The 21156-nt window shown below is 73.0% G+C and carries 21 protein-coding genes; 13 read left to right on the top strand and 8 right to left on the bottom strand.

What is annotated here, in order from left to right:
- From ABT085_RS22710 to ABT085_RS22700, 3 genes are all read left to right on the top strand, one after another.
- A partial coding sequence (locus ABT085_RS22710; RefSeq protein WP_351610715.1) for an aminotransferase-like domain-containing protein occupies positions 1 to 1267 on the top strand: 1267 nt, incomplete at its 5' end.
- 17 nt (positions 1268 to 1284) lie between these two features.
- Positions 1285 to 1758: a GNAT family N-acetyltransferase gene (locus ABT085_RS22705; RefSeq protein WP_351610712.1), complete on the top strand. Its 474-nt coding sequence runs from the start codon at positions 1285 to 1287 to the stop codon at positions 1756 to 1758.
- Positions 1759 to 1874: 116 nt separating this feature from the next.
- Positions 1875 to 2471 carry a histidine phosphatase family protein gene (locus tag ABT085_RS22700; RefSeq protein ID WP_351610709.1) on the top strand — a complete coding sequence of 199 codons (597 nt, stop codon included), beginning with the start codon at positions 1875 to 1877 and terminating at the stop codon, positions 2469 to 2471.
- Here the strand turns inward: ABT085_RS22700 and ABT085_RS22695 are convergent.
- Both ABT085_RS22695 and ABT085_RS22690 read right to left on the bottom strand, forming a co-directional pair.
- Entirely contained in the window at positions 2450 to 2899 is a 450-nt protein-coding gene (locus ABT085_RS22695; RefSeq protein WP_351610706.1) for a DUF6314 family protein, read from the bottom strand. The two genes, ABT085_RS22700 and ABT085_RS22695, sit on opposite strands and share 22 nt — an antisense overlap.
- Positions 2900 to 3035: 136 nt before the next feature.
- The gene (locus ABT085_RS22690; RefSeq protein WP_351610703.1) at positions 3036 to 3293 is read right to left on the bottom strand and encodes a hypothetical protein; all 258 of its coding nucleotides are present in this window, start codon (positions 3291 to 3293) and stop codon (positions 3036 to 3038) included.
- A 400-nt stretch (positions 3294 to 3693) separates the two neighbouring features.
- Between ABT085_RS22690 and ABT085_RS22685 the strand changes: the two genes are divergently transcribed.
- The 8 genes from ABT085_RS22685 to ABT085_RS22650 are packed head-to-tail and all read left to right on the top strand — an operon-like array spanning position 3694 to position 12770.
- Entirely contained in the window at positions 3694 to 6456 is a 2763-nt protein-coding gene (locus ABT085_RS22685; RefSeq protein ID WP_502982778.1) for a YfhO family protein, read from the top strand.
- Positions 6457 to 6482: 26 nt separating this feature from the next.
- The gene (locus ABT085_RS22680) at positions 6483 to 7433 is read left to right on the top strand and encodes a glycosyltransferase family 2 protein (RefSeq protein ID WP_351610700.1); all 951 of its coding nucleotides are present in this window, start codon (positions 6483 to 6485) and stop codon (positions 7431 to 7433) included.
- Positions 7430 to 7903 (top strand): GtrA family protein, encoded by a 474-nt coding sequence (locus tag ABT085_RS22675; protein WP_351610697.1) that lies wholly within the window; start codon positions 7430 to 7432, stop codon positions 7901 to 7903. The genes ABT085_RS22680 and ABT085_RS22675 overlap by 4 nt, the downstream gene beginning before the upstream one ends.
- A 45-nt stretch (positions 7904 to 7948) precedes the next feature.
- Positions 7949 to 8977 (top strand): N-acetyl-gamma-glutamyl-phosphate reductase, encoded by a 1029-nt coding sequence (gene argC / locus ABT085_RS22670; protein WP_351610695.1) that lies wholly within the window; start codon positions 7949 to 7951, stop codon positions 8975 to 8977.
- Positions 8974 to 10125 carry a bifunctional glutamate N-acetyltransferase/amino-acid acetyltransferase ArgJ gene (gene argJ / locus ABT085_RS22665; RefSeq protein WP_351610692.1) on the top strand — a complete coding sequence of 384 codons (1152 nt, stop codon included), beginning with the start codon at positions 8974 to 8976 and terminating at the stop codon, positions 10123 to 10125. The genes argC and argJ overlap by 4 nt, the downstream gene beginning before the upstream one ends.
- A complete protein-coding gene (gene argB, locus ABT085_RS22660; RefSeq protein ID WP_351610690.1) occupies positions 10122 to 11027 on the top strand; it encodes an acetylglutamate kinase in 906 nt (301 codons plus the stop codon). Before argJ ends, argB begins: the two co-directional genes overlap by 4 nt.
- On the top strand, positions 11024 to 12211 hold the full coding sequence (locus tag ABT085_RS22655; protein ID WP_351610687.1) for an acetylornithine transaminase: 1188 nt from the start codon (positions 11024 to 11026) through the stop codon (positions 12209 to 12211). Before argB ends, ABT085_RS22655 begins: the two co-directional genes overlap by 4 nt.
- Positions 12212 to 12230: 19 nt before the next feature.
- Positions 12231 to 12770 carry an arginine repressor gene (locus ABT085_RS22650; protein WP_152887942.1) on the top strand — a complete coding sequence of 180 codons (540 nt, stop codon included), beginning with the start codon at positions 12231 to 12233 and terminating at the stop codon, positions 12768 to 12770.
- 42 nt (positions 12771 to 12812) lie between these two features.
- Here the strand turns inward: ABT085_RS22650 and ABT085_RS22645 are convergent, their stop codons facing one another.
- The 5 genes from ABT085_RS22645 to ABT085_RS22625 all read right to left on the bottom strand — a co-directional run bounded on the left by ABT085_RS22645 (position 12813) and on the right by ABT085_RS22625 (position 17752).
- Positions 12813 to 13553 (bottom strand): FAD:protein FMN transferase, encoded by a 741-nt coding sequence (locus ABT085_RS22645; RefSeq protein WP_502982779.1) that lies wholly within the window; start codon positions 13551 to 13553, stop codon positions 12813 to 12815.
- A 67-nt stretch (positions 13554 to 13620) separates the two neighbouring features.
- Positions 13621 to 14445 carry an FMN-binding protein gene (locus ABT085_RS22640; protein WP_351610683.1) on the bottom strand — a complete coding sequence of 275 codons (825 nt, stop codon included), beginning with the start codon at positions 14443 to 14445 and terminating at the stop codon, positions 13621 to 13623.
- A 19-nt stretch (positions 14446 to 14464) separates the two neighbouring features.
- A complete protein-coding gene (locus ABT085_RS22635) occupies positions 14465 to 15847 on the bottom strand; it encodes a ferredoxin reductase family protein (RefSeq protein WP_351610680.1) in 1383 nt (460 codons plus the stop codon).
- Between the two features lie 59 nt (positions 15848 to 15906).
- The gene (locus ABT085_RS22630) at positions 15907 to 16392 is read right to left on the bottom strand and encodes an FMN-binding protein (RefSeq protein ID WP_351610678.1); all 486 of its coding nucleotides are present in this window, start codon (positions 16390 to 16392) and stop codon (positions 15907 to 15909) included.
- A gap of 7 nt (positions 16393 to 16399) precedes the next feature.
- Positions 16400 to 17752, bottom strand: a complete 1353-nt coding sequence (locus ABT085_RS22625) for a ferredoxin reductase family protein (protein WP_351610676.1) — start codon at positions 17750 to 17752, stop codon at positions 16400 to 16402.
- A gap of 159 nt (positions 17753 to 17911) precedes the next feature.
- On the opposite strand from ABT085_RS22625, the gene ABT085_RS22620 reads away from it, so the two are divergent.
- Positions 17912 to 18652, top strand: coding sequence for a response regulator transcription factor (locus ABT085_RS22620; protein ID WP_351610673.1), 741 nt, complete (start codon positions 17912 to 17914; stop codon positions 18650 to 18652).
- A complete protein-coding gene (locus tag ABT085_RS22615) occupies positions 18649 to 20199 on the top strand; it encodes a sensor histidine kinase (protein WP_351610671.1) in 1551 nt (516 codons plus the stop codon). The genes ABT085_RS22620 and ABT085_RS22615 overlap by 4 nt, the downstream gene beginning before the upstream one ends.
- Here ABT085_RS22615 and ABT085_RS22610 read toward each other — a convergent pair.
- On the bottom strand, positions 20186 to 20890 hold the full coding sequence (locus ABT085_RS22610; protein WP_351610668.1) for a L,D-transpeptidase family protein: 705 nt from the start codon (positions 20888 to 20890) through the stop codon (positions 20186 to 20188). The genes ABT085_RS22615 and ABT085_RS22610 overlap by 14 nt on opposite strands.
- Between the last annotated feature and the right edge of the window lie 266 nt (positions 20891 to 21156).

The raw sequence follows: 21156 nt of genomic DNA, 5'->3' as shown, positions 1-21156 counted from the left end.
GGCGCGCCCGCGCACCGGTGCGGCGCCCGTCGGCGACACCTCCTGGCAGGAGGTCGCCCTCAGCGCGGACGGCGCCGCCGACCTCGTACCGCGCACGGTGGACGCCGCCGGGGTCACCGTCTCGCTCGCCGCGCCGCCGCCCGGGGTGATCGAGTTCAACGGCGGCTATCTGCATCCCTCGCTCCAGCCCGAGCGGGCCATGGCCGCGGCCCTCTCGCGTGCAGGGCGCCGCCCCGGGGCATGGGGGCGGCCGCCCATGGAAGGGCTGCCGGAGCTGCGCGAGTGGTTCGCCCGGGGCATCGGCGGGTCGGTCACGGCCGCCGAGGTGCTGGTCGCCGCGGGCGGCCAGGCGGCGCTGACCACCGCGCTGCGCGCGCTGGCACCGCCCGGCGCCCCCGTGCTCGTGGAGTCGCCCACCTACCCCGGCATGCTGGCCATCGCCCGCGCGGCGGGTCTGCGCCCGGTGCCCGTCCCGGTGGACGCGGACGGAGTGCGGCCGGACCTGCTCGCCGACGCCTTCCGGGCCACCGGCGCCCGCGTACTCGTCTGCCAGCCGCTGTTCCAGAACCCGACCGGCGCCGTGCTCGCCCCGGCCCGCCGCGGCGAGGTGCTGGGCATCGCCCGTAAGGCCGGCGCGTTCGTCGTTGAGGACGACTTCGTGCGCCGGCTCGTGCACGAGGACGCCGGCGAGCTGCCGCGGCCGCTCGCCGCGGACGACCCGGACGGCGTCGTGGTGCACGTCGGCTCGCTCACCAAGGCCACCTCGCCCAGCTTCCGGGTCAGCGCCCTGGCCGCGCGCGGCCCGGTCCTGGAACGCCTGCGCGCCATCCAGGTCGTCGACAGCTTCTTCGTCCCCCGCCCGCTTCAGGAAGCCGCCCTGGAACTCGTCGGATCGCCTGCCTGGCCGCGTCATCTCCGCGCGATCTCCGCGGAGTTGAGGGCCCGCCGGGAGGCGATGACCACCGCCCTGCGCCTGACCCTGCCCGAACTCGCCCTGCCGCACGTCCCGCCCGGCGGCTACCACCTGTGGCTGCGCCTGCCCGACGGCACCGACGAGGCGGCCCTGACCGCCGCTGCCCTGCGCGCGGGCGTCGCGCTGACCCCCGGCCGTCCGTACTTCAGCGCCGAACCCCCGGCCGGACACCTGCGGCTGAGCTTCGCCGCCGTCGCGGGCACCGGGGAGATCACCGAGGGGGTACGGCGGCTGCGCGCGGCCTGCGACGAGGTGCTCCCGGCCTCCGCAAACCCTTCGACACGCGGTGCCTGAGCTGTGAGGATCCCGCCATGGCCGACCTCAGTGACACATCCGTCCCGACCGCCTCGCCCGACACCCGGACTCTCGTCGAGGGGTACGAGATCTCCACCGACCCGGACCGCGTCGACGTCGAGCGCGTGCACCACTGGCTGTCCACCGACGCGTACTGGGCGATCGGACGGACGCGGGAGAAGCACGAGCGGGCCGTCGCCGGATCGCTCAACTTCGGCGTGTACGACATGGTTTCCGGCGAACAGGTGGCTTATGCCCGAGTCGTCACCGACCGGGCGACCTTCGCCTGGCTGTGCGACGTGTACGTGCACGCGTCGGTGCGGGGCAAGGGGATCGGCACGGCCCTGGTGGCCGCCGTGCGCGAACAGCTGCGGCCGTACGGGCTGCGCCGCATCCTGCTCGCCACCCACGACGCCCACGGCGTCTACGAGAAGGTGGGCTTCCGGGCGCTGGACCTCCCCGACCAGTGGATGATCCTTACCTTCGAGTGAAGTTTTGGCGCGACTTGCCCGGCAGGTCCCGACGCTCGGGTAAGAGATGATGCACCGTCGGTAACGCACGGGCGGGACCCCTTGACCGGTGGGCCCGGGCGGCTCACGATCGCCGCATGGCACTTCGGGTCACTTTCGTCGCAGCCGCGCGCAGCTCCCCGTTGCGCGCCGAGCGCTTCGAGGACGACCGGCCGCTGGACCAGGCGGGCTGGCAGGAGGTGCAGCAGGTGGCCGCCGAACTGCTGCCGCTGGCCGCCGCCGAACTGCGCTACTGCTCACCGAACCCGCGCAGCCGTGCCACGGGGGACGCCCTCGGCTACGCGCCGCTCGTCCAGCTCGCCCTGCGGGACTGCGACATGGGCCGCTGGCGCGGGCTGACGATCGGCGAGGCGATGGCCCGGGAGCCGCAGTCGGTGGACGCCTGGCTCGCCGACCCGCGCTCCGCCCCGCACGGCGGTGAGCCGCTGCTCGCCTTCATCTCGCGGGTCGGCGGCTGGCTGGACACCCGCCCGGTCGAGGACGGCGGCCGTATCGTCGCCGTCGCCGAGCCCTCCGTGATCCGCGCGGCCCTGGTGTACGCGTTGCAGGCACCGCCCTCGACGTACTGGAACATCGACGTCCGGTCCCTGTCGGCGGTCACCCTGAGCGGCCGCGCGGGCCGCTGGCACCTGCGCTTCGACTCCACGGCCGGTCAGCCCTCGCGGATGACGTAGTCGCCCGGCAGGCGCACGTAGTCGGTCGTGAGCACGAGGTCCTTCGCGGGGCCGCCGACCCGCCAGACCGTCCGCCAGTGGTCCTCGTCCCGGACGGTGAACTCGCCGCGGTAGAAGTCGGCGGCACAGGGGTGGTCGGCCACGTACCGTCCGGACGTCAGGTCCAGGTGGTGGAAGGGCCGTCCGTCCGCGAACCGTACGTCCGCCGTGCCCGGTGCCGTGCCCGGCAGGAACCGCAGGGTCCGCTCGGCGGGCCGGGCGACGCCCCGCCAGACGAACCGGCCCGTCTCCCGGTGCAGCAGTCCGCCGCCGTCCAGCGGGCCGAAGGCGGTGACCCCCTCGAAGCGGCCCTCCTCGCCCCCGGCGAGATCGCGCACGGAGCGAGTCACGCCCCAGTGCCCGGCCAGGTGAGCCAGCACATCGGGCACGGGCCGGAAGCCGCCGGGCGTATCGGCCCCCTCGGGTACGGGCCGCAAGCCGTCCGGCGCGTCGGGCCCCCCGGGCACGGGCCGCAAGCCGCCCGGCGCGTCAGGCGCGTCGGGCTCGCGCCGGTAGCCGCCCATGTCAGCCCCGCCCCCTCGGCCGGCGCCGCCGCCATCCGTCCGGCGAGTCGGCGGGCGCCCTGCGCCGCGCCTGGGCCTGGATCTCGTGGTACGCGGCATGGCTCGTGGTGCGGAACGCCTCCTCGTACGAGGCCAGCGCCGCCACCAGACCCGCGCCGGCGGTGCCGCGCCGGCGTACCCGCCGGGCCAGCCGGGTGAACAGCCCCAGGACGACCGCAAGACAGCCGGCCGTGACCAGGTAGGGAAGCAGCACATCCATGGCCTCGACCCTATGTCCTGGCCGTCCGGGCCCGGCAGTCCCCGTCACGGGCGTCGCGCTGTCCTTCCCCGTGCAATCACGGCCTTCATCCCCGCAATTGCATGCAGGACGAATTCCATTACCCGGGTGTTCTCTCGGCGTTAACCGGGCTGTTCGTGTGGCCTATGGCCGTTTCCGAAGGGAACTTCATCAATTCCCGTACACGGCACAACCATCCGGAATGCAGACCCGTCTAAGGCGGCGAATGAATAATGCGGGGGAAGTGACGCCCCTGGACGAGACGCCATGCGTGCCACTTCCCCGGGGGTCTGCGAACAATGGAACACTCGACTTTGCTTACCGCTCCTTCGTGTGGCATTCCTCACAGGAACACGCGGAGCCGTCCATTCCGGAGCAGGGCGTGAAACCGACCGTCTCCCCGGCGCCGCCGACCGCATCCGCACCGTCCGCCCCACCGCGGTCCGGCCGGACGCCCCGGTTCCGTGTCCGGCTCCGTCCGCCCCGCCCGGCCGTCCGGCCGGAACAGGCAGCCGCCCTGCTCGCGGCGGCCATCACCGTCCTTGTGTCCTGCGCCGCCGACATCGTGGCGCGCAGCTACCCCTTCGGACCGCGCCCCCGCAACGTCAGCGACCTGGGCAACCAGTACGTGCCGTTCCACGCGTACCTGTGGGACCTGCTGCACGGCCGGGCCGACGGCGGCCTGCTGATGAACTGGCGGTCCGGGTTCGGCGCCAGCTTCCTGCCCGACCTCGGCACCTATCTGAGCAGCCCGTTCGCCCTGCTCGTGGCGGTCTTCCCGCGGGACGAGATCGACCTCGCGGTGTACGTGATCACCGTGCTGAAGACGGCCTGCGCCGGTGCGGCCATGGCCTGGCTGCTGCTCGCCCTGCGGCCCGGCCGCTGGTGGGCCGCGGGACTGCTCGGCGCCTCCTACGCCCTGTGCGGCTGGAGCGTGCTGATGGCCACGGTCAACCCGATGTGGCTCGACGGTCTCATCGCCCTGCCGCTGCTGTGCCTGGCCGGCGAATGGGCGCTGCACGGCCGGCGGCCGGTGCTCGGGGCGCTGGTCGTGGCCCTCGCCTGGATCGCCAACTTCTACACGGCTTACATGGCCACCCTCGGCGCCGGTCTGGTGCTGCTGCTGCGGCTGTCGCTCTGCGGCCTCCCGCCGCGGCAGCTGCTCGCCGCCGCGGGCCGGGCGGTACGCAGCACCGTGCTCGGCATCGGTCTGGCCGCGCCGCTGGTGACCGTCGTGTACTTCGGGACCAGGCACGCCTACCCGGGCCGGGTCACCGAGTTCCGGCCGCTGGCGTTCGAGTACCTGCTGGCGCACCTGCTGCCGACGTCGTACAGCTTCAGCAGCCCGGCCGTCTACGTGGGCACCGCGGCCCTGCTGCTCGCCCTCGCCCTGCCCTTCCACCGGGCGGTTCCCCGGCGGGTGCGCGCCGCGTGGACGCTGCTGGTGGTGGCGATGACCCTGTCGATGCGCTGGGGGCCGACCCATCTGGTCTGGCACGCCTTCGCCACCCCGCAGGGCAGCGCGTACCGCCAGGCCTTCGTGCTGTGCGGGCTGCTGGTGATCGCCGCCTGGACCTCGCTCTCCTACGGTCCTCCCGGTCCGCGCGCGCTGCTCGCGGCGGCCGGGCTGCTCGCCCTGGTCATGGCCGTGGCGGCCGGCAGCGAGCCCGCCCACCACTCCTTCACCCTGCCGATCGCCGTGCTCGCCGCCCTGGCGGCACTGACCGGCCTGGCCCTGCTGGGCCGCGCGGACGGCACGGACCGCACGGACCGCACGGACGGTTCGGCCGGCACTGCGCACCGGGACGGCGGCCGCCGTCGTGCCGTCCTCGCCGGGCTGGCCGCGGTCCTGCTGCTCGGCGGGCAGTTCGGCGAGGCCGCCGCCACCTCCGCGGTGGCCACGCGGTCGCGGGCCACCCGCATGGACGACCACAGCCCCTGGGGCGCCCGCCGGCAGACGCAGGCGGAGCTGATCGCCGCGGCCGACGGCTGGCCCCGCTACCGCACCGATCCGGGCCGGGAGCAGACGTCCGGCAACGACCCGATGGAGGTGGGCGGCCAGGGCGCCCAGTACTACAGCAGCCTCACCTCCGACGTCCTCAGCCGCACCCTCACCGCGTTCGGGGACGGCTGGACCTCCCGGGGCCGCAACCTGCAGAGCCTGGACAACGCCGTCACGGACGCGATCTTCTCCGTAGGCGCCCGGGTGCACTCCCCGCCGGATCCGGACCAGAAGCGGTTCCCCCAGGACGGCAGCCGGACCACCGTGTCCCGGCAGCCGGTGCCGCCGCTGGTCACCGTGCGGCCGTCCGGCACCGGCGCGGACCGGCCCGGCTTCGGCCCGTCCCCGTACCGCAACCAGGAACTGCTGCTCGGCACCCGCGTCTACACCGTGCCCCGTCTGACCGTGCGCACCGCCGCCGGCCCGGTGGCGCCCCACAGCGGCGGCGTGCGCCTCGGCCCGCTCGCCGCCGGGGCCACCGGGCCGCGGCCGGCGATCACCGCGCGCTGCCGGCGCGGCAGCGAGGTCTATCTGTGGGCACCGCACTTCTCGGGCACCGCCCGCCTGGCCGGTGCCCCCGGGACGGCCCCGACCGGCCGCTTCCGCTCCGACCGCCTCGCCACCGCGATCGCCTCCATGCAGCGCCTCGGCCGGGTGCCCGCCTCCGGACACCTCACGGTCGAGCTGTCTCCGGACGCGGCGAGCACCGTCCCGGACGGCGCGGTCGGCTGCCTGGACACCGCCCGGCTGCGCACCGCGGTCGAACGGCTCACGGCGACCGGCGCCACCGAGGTGACCGTCTCCGACGGCACCGTCCGGGCCGTGCTCCCCGCGGGCAGCCGCGGGACCGCGGTCCTGGCGGCCCCGCGGATCGCCGGCTGGCGCTGCGCCACGGGCGCCGCCGACGCCGTACCCGCGGAGAGCTACCACGGCCTGATCGCCGTCCCGCTCGACGGCACCTCGACCAGCCTCACCTGCACGTTCCATCCGCCCGGGCTGCGCCTGGGCGCCACGGTCGGGGGAGTTTCGCTGCTGGCACTGACCCTGCTCGGTGTGCTCACCGCAGTCCGCGGACGGCGCGCGAGGACACCTTCGACGACCACCCGGCCATCCGACCGCACCGACGCACGAGTGGCGCTCTGACACCGCGCCACCGGGGGAGAAGAACCATGCTCATCTCGATCGTCGCACCCTGCTACAACGAGGAAGACGGCATCGAGCGCTTCCACGACCACGTCCAGCGGGTCGCGGAGGAGCTCCTGCCACGCGGTCACGACATGGAGTTCGTGTACGTCGACGACGGCAGCCGCGACCGTACGCTGGCCGTCCTGATGCGGCTGGCGGCCCAGGACTCGCGCGTGCGGTACGTCTCCTTCAGCCGGAACTTCGGCAAGGAGGCCGCGCTGCTGGCCGGTCTGCACCACGCATCGGGGGACTGCGTGGTCGTCATGGACTCGGATCTCCAGCATCCGCCCGAACTCATCACCCGCATGGTGGACCTGCGCGAACAGGGCTTCGACCAGGTCATCGCCAAGCGCACCCGGAGCGGCGACAAGATGCTGCGCACCGTCACCGCCCGGCTGTACTACCGGTTCGTCAACCGGCTCGTCGACGTCGAGCTCGTGGACGGGGCGGGGGACTTCCGGCTGCTGTCGCGCCGGGTGGTGGACGCGGTCCTGGCGCTCAGCGAGTACAACCGCTTCTCCAAGGGCCTGTTCGCCTGGGTGGGGTTCGCCGCCACCACCTTCGAGTACGAGAACGCGGTGCGCGAGCACGGCCGCAGCTCGTGGAGCCTGCGGGGTCTGCTCAACTACGGGATCGACGGACTGCTGTCGTTCAACAACCGGCCGCTGCGGGCCGCTCTCTACCTCGGCATGGCCCTGCTGCTGTGCGCCGGGCTGTACACGGCGTGGATCGTGGGCGCGGCGCTGGTCAACGGCGTGCAGACGCCCGGCTACGTCACGGTCATCACCGCCGTCACGGCGCTCGCCGGGGTCCAGATGACCATGCTGGGGGTCATCGGGGAGTACACGGGCCGGATCTACTACGAGGTGAAGCGGCGCCCGCACTTCCTGGTGAAGGCGACCAACGTACGACGAGTGGAAGACCTGATCCCGTGACACCCGACCAGAGACCGCGGCCCGTGCGCCGGCAGATCGTCACCTTCGCCGTGATCGGTGTGATCAACACTGCCACGTACTACGGTTTTTACCTTCTGTTTCTTGTCTCCTTGCCCTATCTGGCCGCTCATGTGTTTGCATTTTTACTGAGCATGACCGGTTCTTTCTTTCTGAATGCGCGCTTCACCTATCGGACCCGACCGACCTTGCGGAAATTCCTGCTGTTCCCGTTGACGAATGCGGCCAATTTCCTGATCACCACGGCGGGTGTGTACGTGATCGTCGACGTCCTGCGCCAGGGCAGCCGCTTCGCCCCGCTCGCCGCGTCCATGGCGGCGGTCCCGGTGACGTTCGTGGTCTCCCGCTGGGTCATGTCGCCCGGCAGGCCTGCCGTCACGGATCCCGAAGCGGATCCCGAGGCGGGTGCCGTCCGGGACGCCGGGAGGAGCGCCGTCAGAGAGATTGCATAAACGTGCAGCGATACGTATAGTCATGCCATCCAGGAGGAGGGCGACATGGCGGTACGAGCAGCGGTGGCCGGAGCGAGCGGATACGCGGGCGGAGAGGTCCTGCGCCTCCTCCTCGCGCACCCCGAGATCGAGATCGGCGCCCTGACCGGCAACACCAACGCGGGCGAGCGGCTCGGCGCGCTCCAGCCGCACCTGCTGCCGCTGGCCGACCGCGTCCTGGCCGCGACCACGCCCGAGATTCTCGCCGGGCACGACGTCGTCTTCCTCGCCCTGCCGCACGGACAGTCCGCCGCCGTCGCCGAACAGCTCGGCCCGGACGTCCTCGTGGTCGACATGGGCGCCGACTTCCGGCTCAAGGACGCGGCCGACTGGGAGCGGTTCTACGGCTCCGCGCACGCCGGCACCTGGCCCTACGGCCTCCCCGAACTTCCGGGTGGCCGCGCCGCGCTGGAGGGGTCCAAGCGCATCGCGGTCCCCGGTTGCTACCCGACCGCCGCCACCCTCGCGCTGTTCCCCGCGTACGCCGCCGGGCTGGCCGAGCCCGAGGCCGTGATCGTCGCCGCCTCCGGCACCTCCGGCGCGGGCAAGGCGCCCAAGGCGCACCTGCTGGGCAGCGAGGTCATGGGCTCGATGACGTCCTACGGCGTCGGCGGCGGCCACCGGCACACCCCCGAGATGATCCAGAACCTGGCCGCGGCCGCGGGCGAGCCGGTCACCGTCTCCTTCACCCCGACCCTCGCGCCGATGCCCCGCGGCATCCTCGCCACGTGCAGCGCCAAGGCCCGGCCGGGCGTCACCGCCGAGTCGGTGCGGGCCGCCTACACCAAGGCCTTCGCCGACGAGCCCTTCGTCCATCTGCTCCCCGAGGGCCGCTGGCCCGCCACGGCGTCCGTCTACGGTTCCAACGCCGTTCAGGTGCAGGTCGCGTACGACGAGGCAGCGGGCCGCATCATCGCGATCAGCGCCATCGACAACCTGACCAAGGGCACCGCGGGCGGTGCCGTCCAGAGCATGAACATCGCCCTGGGACTCGACGAGACCACCGGGCTTTCCACGATCGGAGTCGCACCGTGAGCGTCACGGCACCCAAGGGATTCACGGCGGCGGGCATCGCCGCCGGGATCAAGGAGAACGGCAACCCCGACCTGGCCCTCGTGGTCAACGAGGGGCCCCGCCGCGCAGCCGCCGGCGTCTTCACCTCCAACCGCGTGAAGGCCGCGCCGGTGCTGTGGTCCGAGCAGGTGCTCAAGGGCGGCTCGGTCACCGCGGTCGTCCTCAATTCCGGCGGCGCCAACGCCTGCACCGGACCGAAGGGCTTCCAGGACACCCACGCCACCGCCGAGAAGGTCGCGGACGTCCTCGGGCACAACGCCGCCGAGGTCGCCGTCGCCTCGACCGGGCTCATCGGCGTCCTGCTGCCCATGGACAAGCTGCTGCCGGGGATCGAGACCGCGGCCGCGGCGCTGAGCGGGCACGGCGGCGAGAAGGCCGCCATCGCCATCAAGACCACCGACACCGTCCACAAGACGTCCCTGGTGGCCAAGGACGGCTGGAGCGTCGGCGGCATGGCCAAGGGCGCGGGCATGCTCGCCCCCGGCCTGGCCACCATGCTCGTCGTCCTGACCACCGACGCCGACCTCGACAGCGACGTACTGGACCGGGCCCTGCGCGCCGCGACCCGTACGACCTTCGACCGCGTCGACTCCGACGGCTGCATGTCCACCAACGACACCGTGCTGCTGCTCGCCTCCGGCGCCTCTGGGATCACCCCGCCCTACGAGGAGTTCGCCGAGGCCGTCCGGGCCGTCTGCGACGACCTCGGACAGCAGCTCATCCGGGACGCCGAGGGCGCCAGCAAGGACATCAAGGTCGAGGTGGTCAACGCCGCGACCGAGGAGGACGCCGTCGAGGTGGGCCGCACCATCGCCCGCAACAACCTCCTCAAGTGCGCCATCCACGGCGAGGACCCCAACTGGGGACGCGTGCTGTCCGCCATCGGCACCACCTCCGCCGCCTTCGAGCCCGACCGGCTGAACGTCGCCATCAACGGCGTCTGGGTGTGCAAGGACGGCGGCGTCGGCGAGGACCGCGACAAGGTCGACATGCGCTACCGCGAGGTGCACATCGTCGCCGACCTCGCGGCCGGCTCCGAGACCGCCACCATCTGGACCAACGACCTCACCGCGGACTACGTCCACGAGAACAGCGCGTACAGCTCATGAGCACCACACGCAAGCACACCGCCCTGCCCAAGGCCGAGATCCTCATCGAGGCGCTGCCCTGGCTGACCCGGCACAACGGCAAGACCGTCGTCGTCAAGTTCGGCGGCAACGCCATGATCGACGAGCAGCTGAAGGCCGCGTTCGCGCAGGACATCGTGTTCCTGCACCACGCGGGCCTCAAGCCGGTCGTCGTGCACGGCGGCGGCCCCCAGATCAGCGCGGCCCTCGACCGGCACGGCATCGTCAGCGAGTTCAAGGCGGGCCTGCGGGTCACCACCGAGGACGCCATGGACGTCGTACGCATGGTGCTCGCCGGGCAGGTCCAGCGCGAGCTGGTCGGACTGCTCAACCAGCACGGCCCGCTCGCCGTCGGCCTCACCGGCGAGGACGCGCACACCATCACCGCCACCCGGCACCGGCCCGAGATCGACGGCGAGCCGGTCGACATCGGGCGGGTGGGCGAGATCACCGCGATCGACACGGGCGCCATCGAGGCGCTCCTCGCCGACGGCCGCATCCCGGTCGTCTCCTCGATCGCCCGGAGCCAGGACGACGGACATGTCTACAACGTCAATGCTGATACGGCGGCTGCGGCACTCGCTGCGGCACTGGGCGCCGAGACCCTCATGGTCCTCACCGACGTCGAGGGACTGTACGAGGACTGGCCGAACAGCGACGAGGTGATCAGCCGCCTCACCGCGTCCCAGCTCGAGAAGCTCCTGCCGGAGCTGTCCTCCGGCATGGTGCCGAAGATGGAGGGCTGCCTGCACGCCGTACGCAACGGCGTCACCACCGCCCGCGTCATCGACGGCCGGGTCCAGCACTCGATCCTGCTGGAGATCTTCACGGACGAAGGAATCGGCACGATGGTCGTGCCCGACGAGGAGGGGGACCCCGCATGACCGCCAACGAGGACCTCACCCAGCGGTGGCAGGGCGCCCTCATGAACAACTACGGCACCCCGCGGCTCCCCCTCGTACGTGGCGCGGGCACCCGGCTGTGGGACGCCGACGGCAAGGAGTACGTCGACTTCGTCGGCGGCATCGCGGTCAACGCGCTCGGCCACGCCCACCCCGCCGTCGTCGAGGCCGTCAGCAGGCAGATCGCCTCCCTCGGCCATGTCTCCAACCTCTTCGTCGCCGAACCGCCCGTCGCCCTCGCCGAACGGCTGCTCCAGCACTTCGGCCGGGACGGCAAGGTCTACTTCTGCAACTCAGGCGCCGAGGCCAACGAGGGCGCCTTCAAGATCGGCCGGCTGACCGGGCGGACCCACATGGTCGCCACCCAGGGCGGCTTCCACGGCCGCACCATGGGCGCGCTCGCGCTCACCGGCCAGCCCGGCAAGCAGGAGCCGTTCCTGCCGCTGCCCGGCGACGTCACCCACGTGCCCTACGGCGACGCGCAGGCGCTGGCCGCCGCGGTGACCGAGGAGACCGCGCTGGTCGTCATCGAGCCCATCCAGGGGGAGAACGGTGTCGTCGTCCCGCCCGCCGGTTATCTGAAGGCGGCCCGGGCGATCACCGCCGCCACCGGCGCGCTGCTCGTCCTCGACGAGGTGCAGACCGGCATCGGCCGCACCGGCCACTGGTTCGAGTACCAGGCCCATGAGGGTGTCCTGCCCGACGTCGTCACCCTTGCCAAGGGCCTGGGCGGCGGGCTGCCGCTCGGCGCGACCGTCGCCTTCGGGCGCGCCGCCGAACTGCTGCGCCCCGGACACCACGGCACGACCTTCGGCGGCAACCCCGTCGCCTGCGCGGCCGGACTCGCCGTCCTCGACACGATCGCCGCGGACGGCCTCCTGCAGAACGTCAAGAGCCAGAGCGAGCGGCTGCGCGCCGGGATCGAGTCGCTCGGCCACCCGTTGATCGACCACGTCAGGGGCGCCGGACTCCTGCTGGGTATCGTGCTCACCGAGCCGCTCGCGCAGCAGGTGCAGCAGGCGGCCCAGGACGCCGGTCTCCTCGTGAACGCGCCCGCACCCGACGTCGTACGGCTGATGCCGGCGCTGAACCTCGGCGACGACGACGTGGACGCGCTGCTCGGGGCGATGACCGGCATCCTGGACGTGGCCAAGGGGGACGGATGATCCGGGGAATGAGACGACGATGAGCCAGGCGCAGGACCACGACCAGACCGGGGGGCCGGCCGTACCGCAGACCCGCACCGCCCGCCACCGCCGGATCGTCGACATCCTCAACCGGCAACCGGTGCGCTCCCAGAGCCAGTTGGCGAAGCTCCTCGCCGACGACGGGCTGACCGTCACCCAGGCGACGCTCTCCCGGGACCTGGACGAGCTCAACGCGGTGAAGATCCGCAACAACGACGGCGACCTGATCTACGCGGTCCCCAGCGAGGGCGGCTTCCGCACCCCGCGCGCCCCGCTGGGGGAGTCGGCGAAGGAGGAGCGGATGCGGCGCCTGTCCCAGGAGCTGCTGATCTCCGCGGAGGCCTCCGCCAACCTCGTGGTCCTGCGCACCCCGCCGGGGGCGGCGCAGTTCCTGGCCTCGGCGATCGACCAGGCGGAACTGCACGACATCCTGGGCACCATCGCCGGTGACGACACCCTGATGCTGATCAGCCGGAACCCGACCGGTGGGCAGGCGCTGGCCGATCATCTGCTGCGGCTGGCGCAGAACGGCCACTGACCCGGCTGCCGTCCGCGGCCGGGTTCCGAGTTCGCGGGGTGCTCAGCCCAGCCGGGCCGCGAGCCCCCCGGTGCACCGCACCTCGTCGCCGGCCGTGATCAGCAGCGCCTCCACCTCCGGCAGGTCCTCCAGCCAGGCCAGCGCCTGGCGCGAGCCCATCGCGAAGGCGGCCGTGGCCCAGCAGTCGGCCCAGGTCAGCGAGGGGCCGACCACGGTCACGGCCACCAGGTCGGTCACCGCCGAACGCCCGGTGCGAGGATCCACGATGTGCGCGCCCCGCTCGGCCGTGCCGGAGGTGGCCACCGCCAGCCGGTCGGTCCCGGCAGCCGAGATCACCGCCGCCAGCCCGCCCGGCCGCAGCGGGTCGGCCACCCCCACGCGCCAGGGCCGCTGCGGTCCCGGGGTGCCCGACAGCTGGACGTCACCGCCGCCGTTCACGCTCACCCCGTTCACTCCGGGGACGGCAGCCAGCCGCCGGGCGGCCCGCTCGGCCGCCCAGCCCTTGACGATCCCGGTCGGGTCGAGACGCCCCTGGTAGGTGGTGCTGAACCAGCCGTCGCTCAGCCGTTCCGCCTGCGCGCCCAGCTCCAGCACCTCGGCCACCTCGGGGCTGCACTCCTCGACGGACAGCTCGCCGCGGGCCAGCCGGGACAGCTCGCTGTTCTCGCGGTAGGTGCTGAACACGTCGTCGGCCCGGTGCAGTTCGGCGACGGCCGCGTCGAGCGCGGCCCGCACGTCGCCGGGCTCCCCGCCCCGGACGTCGAAGGAGAAGACGGTCCCCATGACCTCCTCCGCGTGCCGTACCGGGGCGGGATCCTGCGCGGAACCGGTCTCGGACTCGGCCACCGGCTCAGCCACCGACCTGGTCCAGGGCGGACTGGAGGGACTGCTTGTAGCCGGTGCTGGTGTAGGTCGCCCCCGACACCGCGTCGATGTCCGCGCTGCCGGCCGCCACCGCCTCCTGGTTGAGCTTCGGCACGGCCAGGGCGGTCTTCTGGCTGCTGGTGCCGCCGCTGGGGGCCTGCACCGCGTCCGCCTTGGTGATCTTGCCGCCGCTGACCGTGATCCGGACCTGGACCGGGCCGTACTGGGTCTGCGCCACGCTGCCGGTGACGGTACGGGCCTGCGCGGCCGGGGCCGAGGCCTTGCCGCCCGCGTTGCCGCTCCCGCCGCCGGTCTTGCTCCCGCCGCCGGTGCTGCTCCCCGCGGCGGAGCCGCCCGCGGCCTTCGCCTGGTCCAGGGCGGACTGGAGGGACTGCTTGTAGCCGGCGCTGGTGTACGTGGCACCGGAGACGGCGTCGATCTCCGCGCTCTGCGCGGCGACCGCCTCCTGGTTGAGCTTCGGCACGGCCAGGGCGGTCTTCTGGGTGCTGGTGCCGCCGCTGGGGGCCTGCACCGCCTCCGCCTTGGTGATCTTGCCGCCGCTCATGGTCAGGCGCACCTGGACGGGGCCGTACTGGGTCTGGGCCACGCGTCCGGTGACCGTGCCAGACCCGGCGGCCGCGGCGCCGCCCTGGGCCGACTCCTGTGCCGCGGCCGTCTGCTGAGGGATCGCGCCGGCGGCCTGTGCGGCGTTCGGGTCGGTCGTCGGCTTCAGCGACAGCAGCAGCACGATTCCGGACACGGTGGCGGCGGTCGCGAGCACGATACGCCGCAGGGGGTGGCTCTTCTTCATCGCTCCTGGCTCCCGTCGCTCACATCTCGAACGACTCGTGATGGATGCGCCGGGCGGGGACTCCCGCGCCGCGCAGTGCCTCGTACACCTGCTGGGCGAAGCCGGGCGGCCCGCACATGAAGACGTCGTGACGCTCGATGTCCCCGATCTTGCGGCGCAGGGTCTCGGCGGAGATGTCGGGGCGCTCGCCGTCGGGGCTGTTGACCGCGTACATCAGCCGCGCGCCACGTTCGGCGGCGATCTTGGACAGCTCGTCCCACAGCGCCAGGTCCTGGGTGGTGTTGGCGCGGTAGAGCAGGGTGATGTCGCCGGCCGCGCCGGGCAGCGTCTCGAACAGCGCCCGCATCGGGGTGATGCCGACGCCGCCCGCGACCAGCAGCACCTTGCCCTGGCTGCGCCGGGAGGCGGTCATCGCCCCGTACGGGCCCTCGGCCCACACCCGGGTGCCGGGCTCCAGCTTGCGCAGCGCGGCGCTGTGGTCGCCGATCGCCTTGACGGTGATCCGCAGCATGTCGGGGCGGGGGGCCGCCGACAGCGAGTACGGGTGCGAGCTGAAGCGCATGCCCGGGGCCAGGAACCGCCAGCGGAAGAAGTGGCCGGCCTCCGCTCCCATCCGGTGCAGCTTCCGGCCGCCGATCAGCACCGACACGATGCCGGGCGTCTCCTCGATGACCGCCTCGACCCGCATCCGGTGCCGCATGTTCAGCCGGATCGGGGTGAGGATGCGGTACCAGAGGACCAGCGCGGTGACCGAGCCGTACAGCGCGTACCAGACGGTCTTGGCGACCGGTTCCACGGCGAAGTCGTTGCCGGTGGTGATCTGGTGCCAGAACGTCAGGAACACGGCCGCGTACGTCATCAGATGGATGTGGTACCAGGTGTCGTACGGCATCAGCTTGCGGATGCCGCCGACCGACACCAGTCCGATGAAGACCAGCAGGCCCGTGCCGATGGCGGCCTTGCCCATGTCCGGGAGCTGGTTGATGGAGTCGATCGTCTGCTGGACGATGTCGCCCAGCGTCCTGCCGCCCTGGAGCGCGTAGCCCCACATCGTGAGGAAGACGTGCGCGATGACCAGGGAGAGCGTGTAGCGGCCGCTCATCGCGTGCCAGCGGGCCACCCGGTCGGAGCCCACCCGGCGCTCCAGCGCGGGGACCCGGGCCATCTGCAGGACGACGAGGGCCATCAGGTATCCGGCCAGCAGGCCGGTGATCCGGCCCGCGTTGAGGATCTTGCTGTTGTCGTCGGCGATCGACGGTGTGTTGTGCCACCACAGCCACAGCACCCCCATCGCGCCCGCCCATACGGCGAGCAGCAGGGGGACGGCAGGGGAGCGGCGCGGACGGATGCGGCGCATCGTCTGGCGTCGGGCGGCACGGCCGCCCGCGAGCGTGGTGGTCACGGTTCCTCCGTGGAGACTTGACCCTTGGCCCACACATACGTGCCGAGTCTCCCGAGTGTTCAGCTTTCCGCTGAGTCGAGTGCGGACTGGAGTGACCGGCGGTAACCGTCACTGGTGTACGTCGCTCCCGAGACGGTGTCGATCTCCGCGCTCTGCGCCGCCAGCGCCTCCCGTCGCAGCTGGGGGACGGCGTAGCTGTTGATCTCCTGGTCCCGTGGGTTCTCCTGGGGGTAGGTGACCGCGGTGACCTCGGTCAGCCTGCCGTCCTTCAGGGTGATCCGCACCTGGACCGGGCCCCAACGGGTCTGGACGGTCTCCCCGGTGACCGTCCTCGTGCCGGAGGAACCGGACGTACCCGACGAGCCGGAGGCGGACGAACCCGACGAACCGGAGCCGGAGGAGCCGGCCGAGGAGGCGGGCGGGGCCACGGCCACGGCCGTGCTCGTGTGCGGCTTCAACGACAGCAGCAGGACCGTGCCGCAGACGGTGGCGGCTCCGGACAGCACGATCCGGCGCAGCGGACGGTTCTTCTTCAACGGGTGCACGACGGCCTCACAGTTCGAACGACTCGTGGTGGATACGACGGTCCGGCACACCGGCGGCACGCAGCGCCCGGTAGACGTCCTGGGCGAAGGAGTGCGGACCGCACAGGTACACGTCGTGCCCGGCCAGACCGGTGACGGCCGAGCGCAGCGCACCGGCGGAGAGGTCGGGGCGCTCCCCGCCGGGGCCGTTGAGCGCGTAGAGCACCTTCGCGCCCCGCCACCGCGCCAGCGCCTCCAGCTCCTGGCCCAGGGCGAGGTCCTCGGCGGTGCGCGCCCGGTACAGCAGGGTCACCTCGCCCGGCAGCGTCTCGAACAGCGCCCGCAGCGGGGTGATCCCGACCCCGCCCGCGATCAGCAGCGACCTGGCGGCGGTGCGCCGGTCGGCGGTCAGCGACCCGTACGGCCCCTCCGCCCACACCCGGGTGCCCGGCCGCAGCAGGGACACCGCCGCGCTGTGCCCGCCGAGCGCCTTGACCGTGATCCGCATCAGGTCCGGGCGGGGCGGCGCGGACAGGGAGTACGGCGTCGACGTCCAGCCCATGCCCTCCCCGAGGAACCGCCACCGGAAGAACTGGCCCGCCCGGGCGCCCGTCTCGTCCAGCCGCTGACCGCGCACCACGACCGAGTACACCCCCGGCGCCTCCCGCTGCACGGACTCGACCCGCATCCGGTGGCGCCGGTTGAACCGCACCGGTACCAGGATCCGGAACCAGAGCACCAGGGCCGCGACGCCGAGGTAGAGCACGTACCAGGCCGCCGTGGCGGCCAGGTTGCCGTTGAAGTCGTCGCCGAGCGCAAGCTGGTGGCCGAAGGCGAGGAACACCGCGGCATACGTGAGCAGGTGGACGTAGTACCAGAACTCGTAGCTGGTCCGGCGGCGCGCGGCACGCGCCGAGGTGACGCCGACCGCGAACAGGATCACGGTGGCCGCGGTGGCCTTCAGCATGTCCGGGTAGTCCAGGATCACGGTCACCGTCTCGTGCAGGACCGACTGACGGTCCTGGGCGGCGTACCCGGCGAGGATCAGCACCACGTGCGCCACCAGCAGGCAGACGGTGTACCGGCCCGCCATGGCGTGCCAGCGGGCCACCCGGTCCGAGCCGATCCGCCGCTCCAGCAGCGGCACGCGCGCCATCAGGCCCACCAGCACCGCGCACGAGTACCCGCACAGCAGCCCCGCGATCCGGCCGGCGCCGGTCAGCCAGCCCGCCGCGCCGATCACGGAACCGGTGTCCGACCACCACAGCGCGAGCACGCCGAACGCACCCGCCCACAGCAGCGCGAGCACCGGACCCGCGGGGGAGCGCCGGGTGGCCGGTGGCAGGGCGGTCGCCGCCCGATGCTCGTCCACGGTGGTCATATGTGTGTCCTTCCGTCCTGCCGTCCGTTCCGCCCGCCACTGTGCGGGCCGAACCTCTGAGATCGCTCTGAGCGGGCACCCCGCACGGCGGACTCAGAGCAAACTCACAGTGGCCAAGGGCGCCGGGCGCCTTCCCGAGGGGTGATGCTGGTGAGAGCCATGAACACCACCCGCTCCGGCCACCCGGCCGTGACCCGCCCCGACGGCACACCGCTGCGCGTCCTGGTCGTCGACGACGACCCCGACCTCGCCGAGGTGCTCTGCGGCGCGCTGCGCTACGAGGGCTGGCGGGTGCGCACCGCCGGCGACGGCGCCTCCGCCCTCGCCGAGGCCCGGGAACTGATGCCCGACGCCGTCGTCCTCGACGTGATGCTTCCCGACACCGACGGCTTCGCCGTGCTGCGCGCCCTGCACGAGGTGACACCGGACGTCTGTGTGCTCTTCCTCACCGCTCGCGACGCCGTCGAGGACCGCATCGCGGGCATCACGGCGGGCGGCGACGACTACGTCACCAAGCCCTTCAGCCTGGAGGAGGTCGTCGCCCGGGTCCGGGGGCTGCTGCGCCGCGCCGGGATCGCCCGCCGCCAGGAGGACGGTCCCCGCCTGAGCGTCGGCGACCTGGTCATGGACGAGGAGGCCCGCGAGGTCACCCGCGCGGGAGAGCTGATCGAGCTGTCGCCCACCGAGTTCGAGCTGCTGCGCCTGCTGATGCGCAACCCGCGGCGCGTCCTCAGCAAGGCGCAGATCCTCGACCGCGTCTGGTCGTACGACTTCGGCGGCCGCGCCCACGTCGTCGAGCTGTACATCTCGTACCTGCGCAAGAAGGTGGACGCGGGCCGCGAGCCGATGATCCACACGGTGCGCGGGGCGGGATACGTGCTCAAGCCGGTGAGCCGATGACACCGCGTCTGCGTCTGCGTCTGCGTCTGCGTTCGCGTTCGGCCGACGGCCCGGCCGCGCGCCCGCTGCTGGGCCGGCTGCCCCGGCCGCGCACGCTGCGGGCCCGGCTCACCCTAGGCCTGGTGGTGCTGCTGGCGATCAGCTGCGCCGCGGTCGGCGTGGCCGCCGTCGTCGGGCTGAACGGCTTCCTCACCAACCGCCTCGACGAACAGCTCTCCGGTGTCGGGACCCGGTTCCCGGCGAGCCTGGAGCACCCGGGCCGGCTGCGCGACGACCACGACGGCGACGAGTACGGCGACACCCGCCGGCAGGCCACGGGCACCTTCGGCGCCCGCCTGGTCGGCGGCACGGTCACCAACGCGGCCGTCGTCCCCGTCGGCGAGGCCACCACCAGCCTGGACGTGCCCCTGACCGCCGAGGACCGCAGGCGGCTCGCCGCGGTCCCGGCCGACGGCCGCGGCCACACAGTCGCGCTCTCCGCCCTCGACGACTACCGGATCATGGCGGCCCGGGGCCTCGACGGCGACGTACTGATCACCGGGCTGCCGCTGGAGCCGGTCCAGGCCACCGTCCACCGGCTCGAACTGGTCGCCGGGATCGTCTTCGCCCTCGCCCTGGCCGCCACCGGTGTCGTCGGCGCCGTCTGGGTGCGCTGGTCGCTGCGCCCGCTGAGCAGGGTCGCGGCCACCGCGGCCCGGGTCGCGCAGCTGTCGCTGGCCAGCGGTGAGGTCGCGCTGCCGCCGCGGGCCCCCGAGGCCGACCCGCGCGGCGAGGTGGGCCGGCTCGCCGCCGCCTTCAACCGGATGCTCGGCCATGTCGAGGACGCGCTGACCAAACGTCACGCCAGCGAGGAGCGGCTGCGCAGCTTCGCGGCCGACGCCAGCCACGAACTGCGCACCCCGGTGGCCTCGGTACGCGGGCACGCCGAGCTCGCCCTGCTGCACCCGGGGCCGGTGCCTGCCGAGATCACCCACGCCCTGGAACGCATCGCCGCCGAGTCCTCCCGGATGGGCGAGATGGTCGACGACCTGCTCCTGCTGGCCCGGCTGGACGCCGGACGTCCCCTCGAACGCCTGCCGGTCGACCTCACCCGCCTGGTCCTGGACGCGGTGACGGACGCCCGGGTGGCCGGTCCCGGCCATCGCTGGACCCTGGAGCTCCCGGAGGACCCGGTCACGGTGACCGGCGACGCCCACCGGCTGCACCAGGTGCTGGCCAACCTGCTGGCCAACGCGCGGCTGCACACCCCCGTGGGCACCGAGGCCACCGTGTCCCTGGAGACCGACGCCCAGGCGGTCGTCCTCGCGGTGCACGACGACGGACCCGGCGTCCCCGAGGAGCTCCGGCCCGGTGTCTTCGAACGCTTCACCCGCGCCGACCGCCGCCGCACGGAGGCCTCCGGCGGCGGCGCCGGACTCGGACTGTCGATCGTGGCGGCCGTGGTGGAGGCGCACGCCGGGACCGTGGACCTGACCAGCCGTCCGGGGGCGACGACCTTCACGGTACGGCTCCCGCGGCAGCGCCCGCCGGACGTCAGTAGCGGGTGATCGCCGTCGCCCCGCCGCGCGTGCCGATCGCGATGTGCGGGCGCAGCGCCGGATCGGCCCAGCGCAGCAGCGCGCGCATCGCCTCCACCGGCACCGACACGCAACCCGCCGTCGCCCCGGCCCCGTCGACGTGAAGGAAGATCCCGGCGCCGCGCCCGCGCACCGGGTGGGCGTAGTTGAAGCCGACGACGAGCGCGTACGCGTACTGCGTGCTGTACGCGATCAGGTGCTCGGACTCGGCGGCCCGGCAGTCGGCCGGGCGGGGCTCGGTGAAGCGGTTGTAGGACCGTGAGTCGTTGTCCTGGCACCACCAGGAGCTCTCCCGGACCGGCCGGTAGGCGACCTTGGTTCCGGCCGGGGCCGGCGCGATCCCGAACCCGAACGGCAGGTCGTACAGCCCGGTGGGCGTCGTGTTCGTCCCCTGGGCGCGCGAGGCGCCCGCCACCAGTCCCCTCGCCCCGAACCGGGCCGGTGCGGAACCGGCCCGCACCCACCGCCCGTCGCGCAGGTCCCACCAGGTGAGCGTGCCCGACGTCGCCTCGGCCGTGGGGGCCTGAGCGGTGATCAGCTGGCGGCCGCCGCCGGTGTCCGCCAGCCGGGCGGGCAGCGGCGGGTCCTCACCGGGGGCGGCGGCGCCCAGCAGCAGGAAGCACAGCGAGGCGAGCGAGGCGGCGACGGCACCAGGGCGCATGGTCAGAAGCTAGACGGCGGCAGCGGCCGGGGTGGTCCGTCCGGGCCCCGACACGCCGTGGCCGCCCCGGCCGGCGTTCTCTCGGGGCGGCCACGGCTGTCCGTCACCTCACTTATTGAGGGTGCAGGCGGCGAGGGCGTCGAGGCCCTGGGGCTTGGCGGCGGTGCGGCCGATGGAGATGGCGATGCGGTCGATGGTGGAGACGCGCTTGTCCTTGAGGGGGCCGAGGATGGCGTTCTGGACGAAGTTGGGTCCGCCCTGGCCGG

Source organism: Streptomyces sp. NPDC002265, assembly GCF_040296125.1.
Classification (GTDB): Bacteria; Actinomycetota; Actinomycetes; order Streptomycetales; family Streptomycetaceae; genus Streptomyces.
This window is presented reverse-complemented; position numbering and strand designations above follow the sequence as displayed.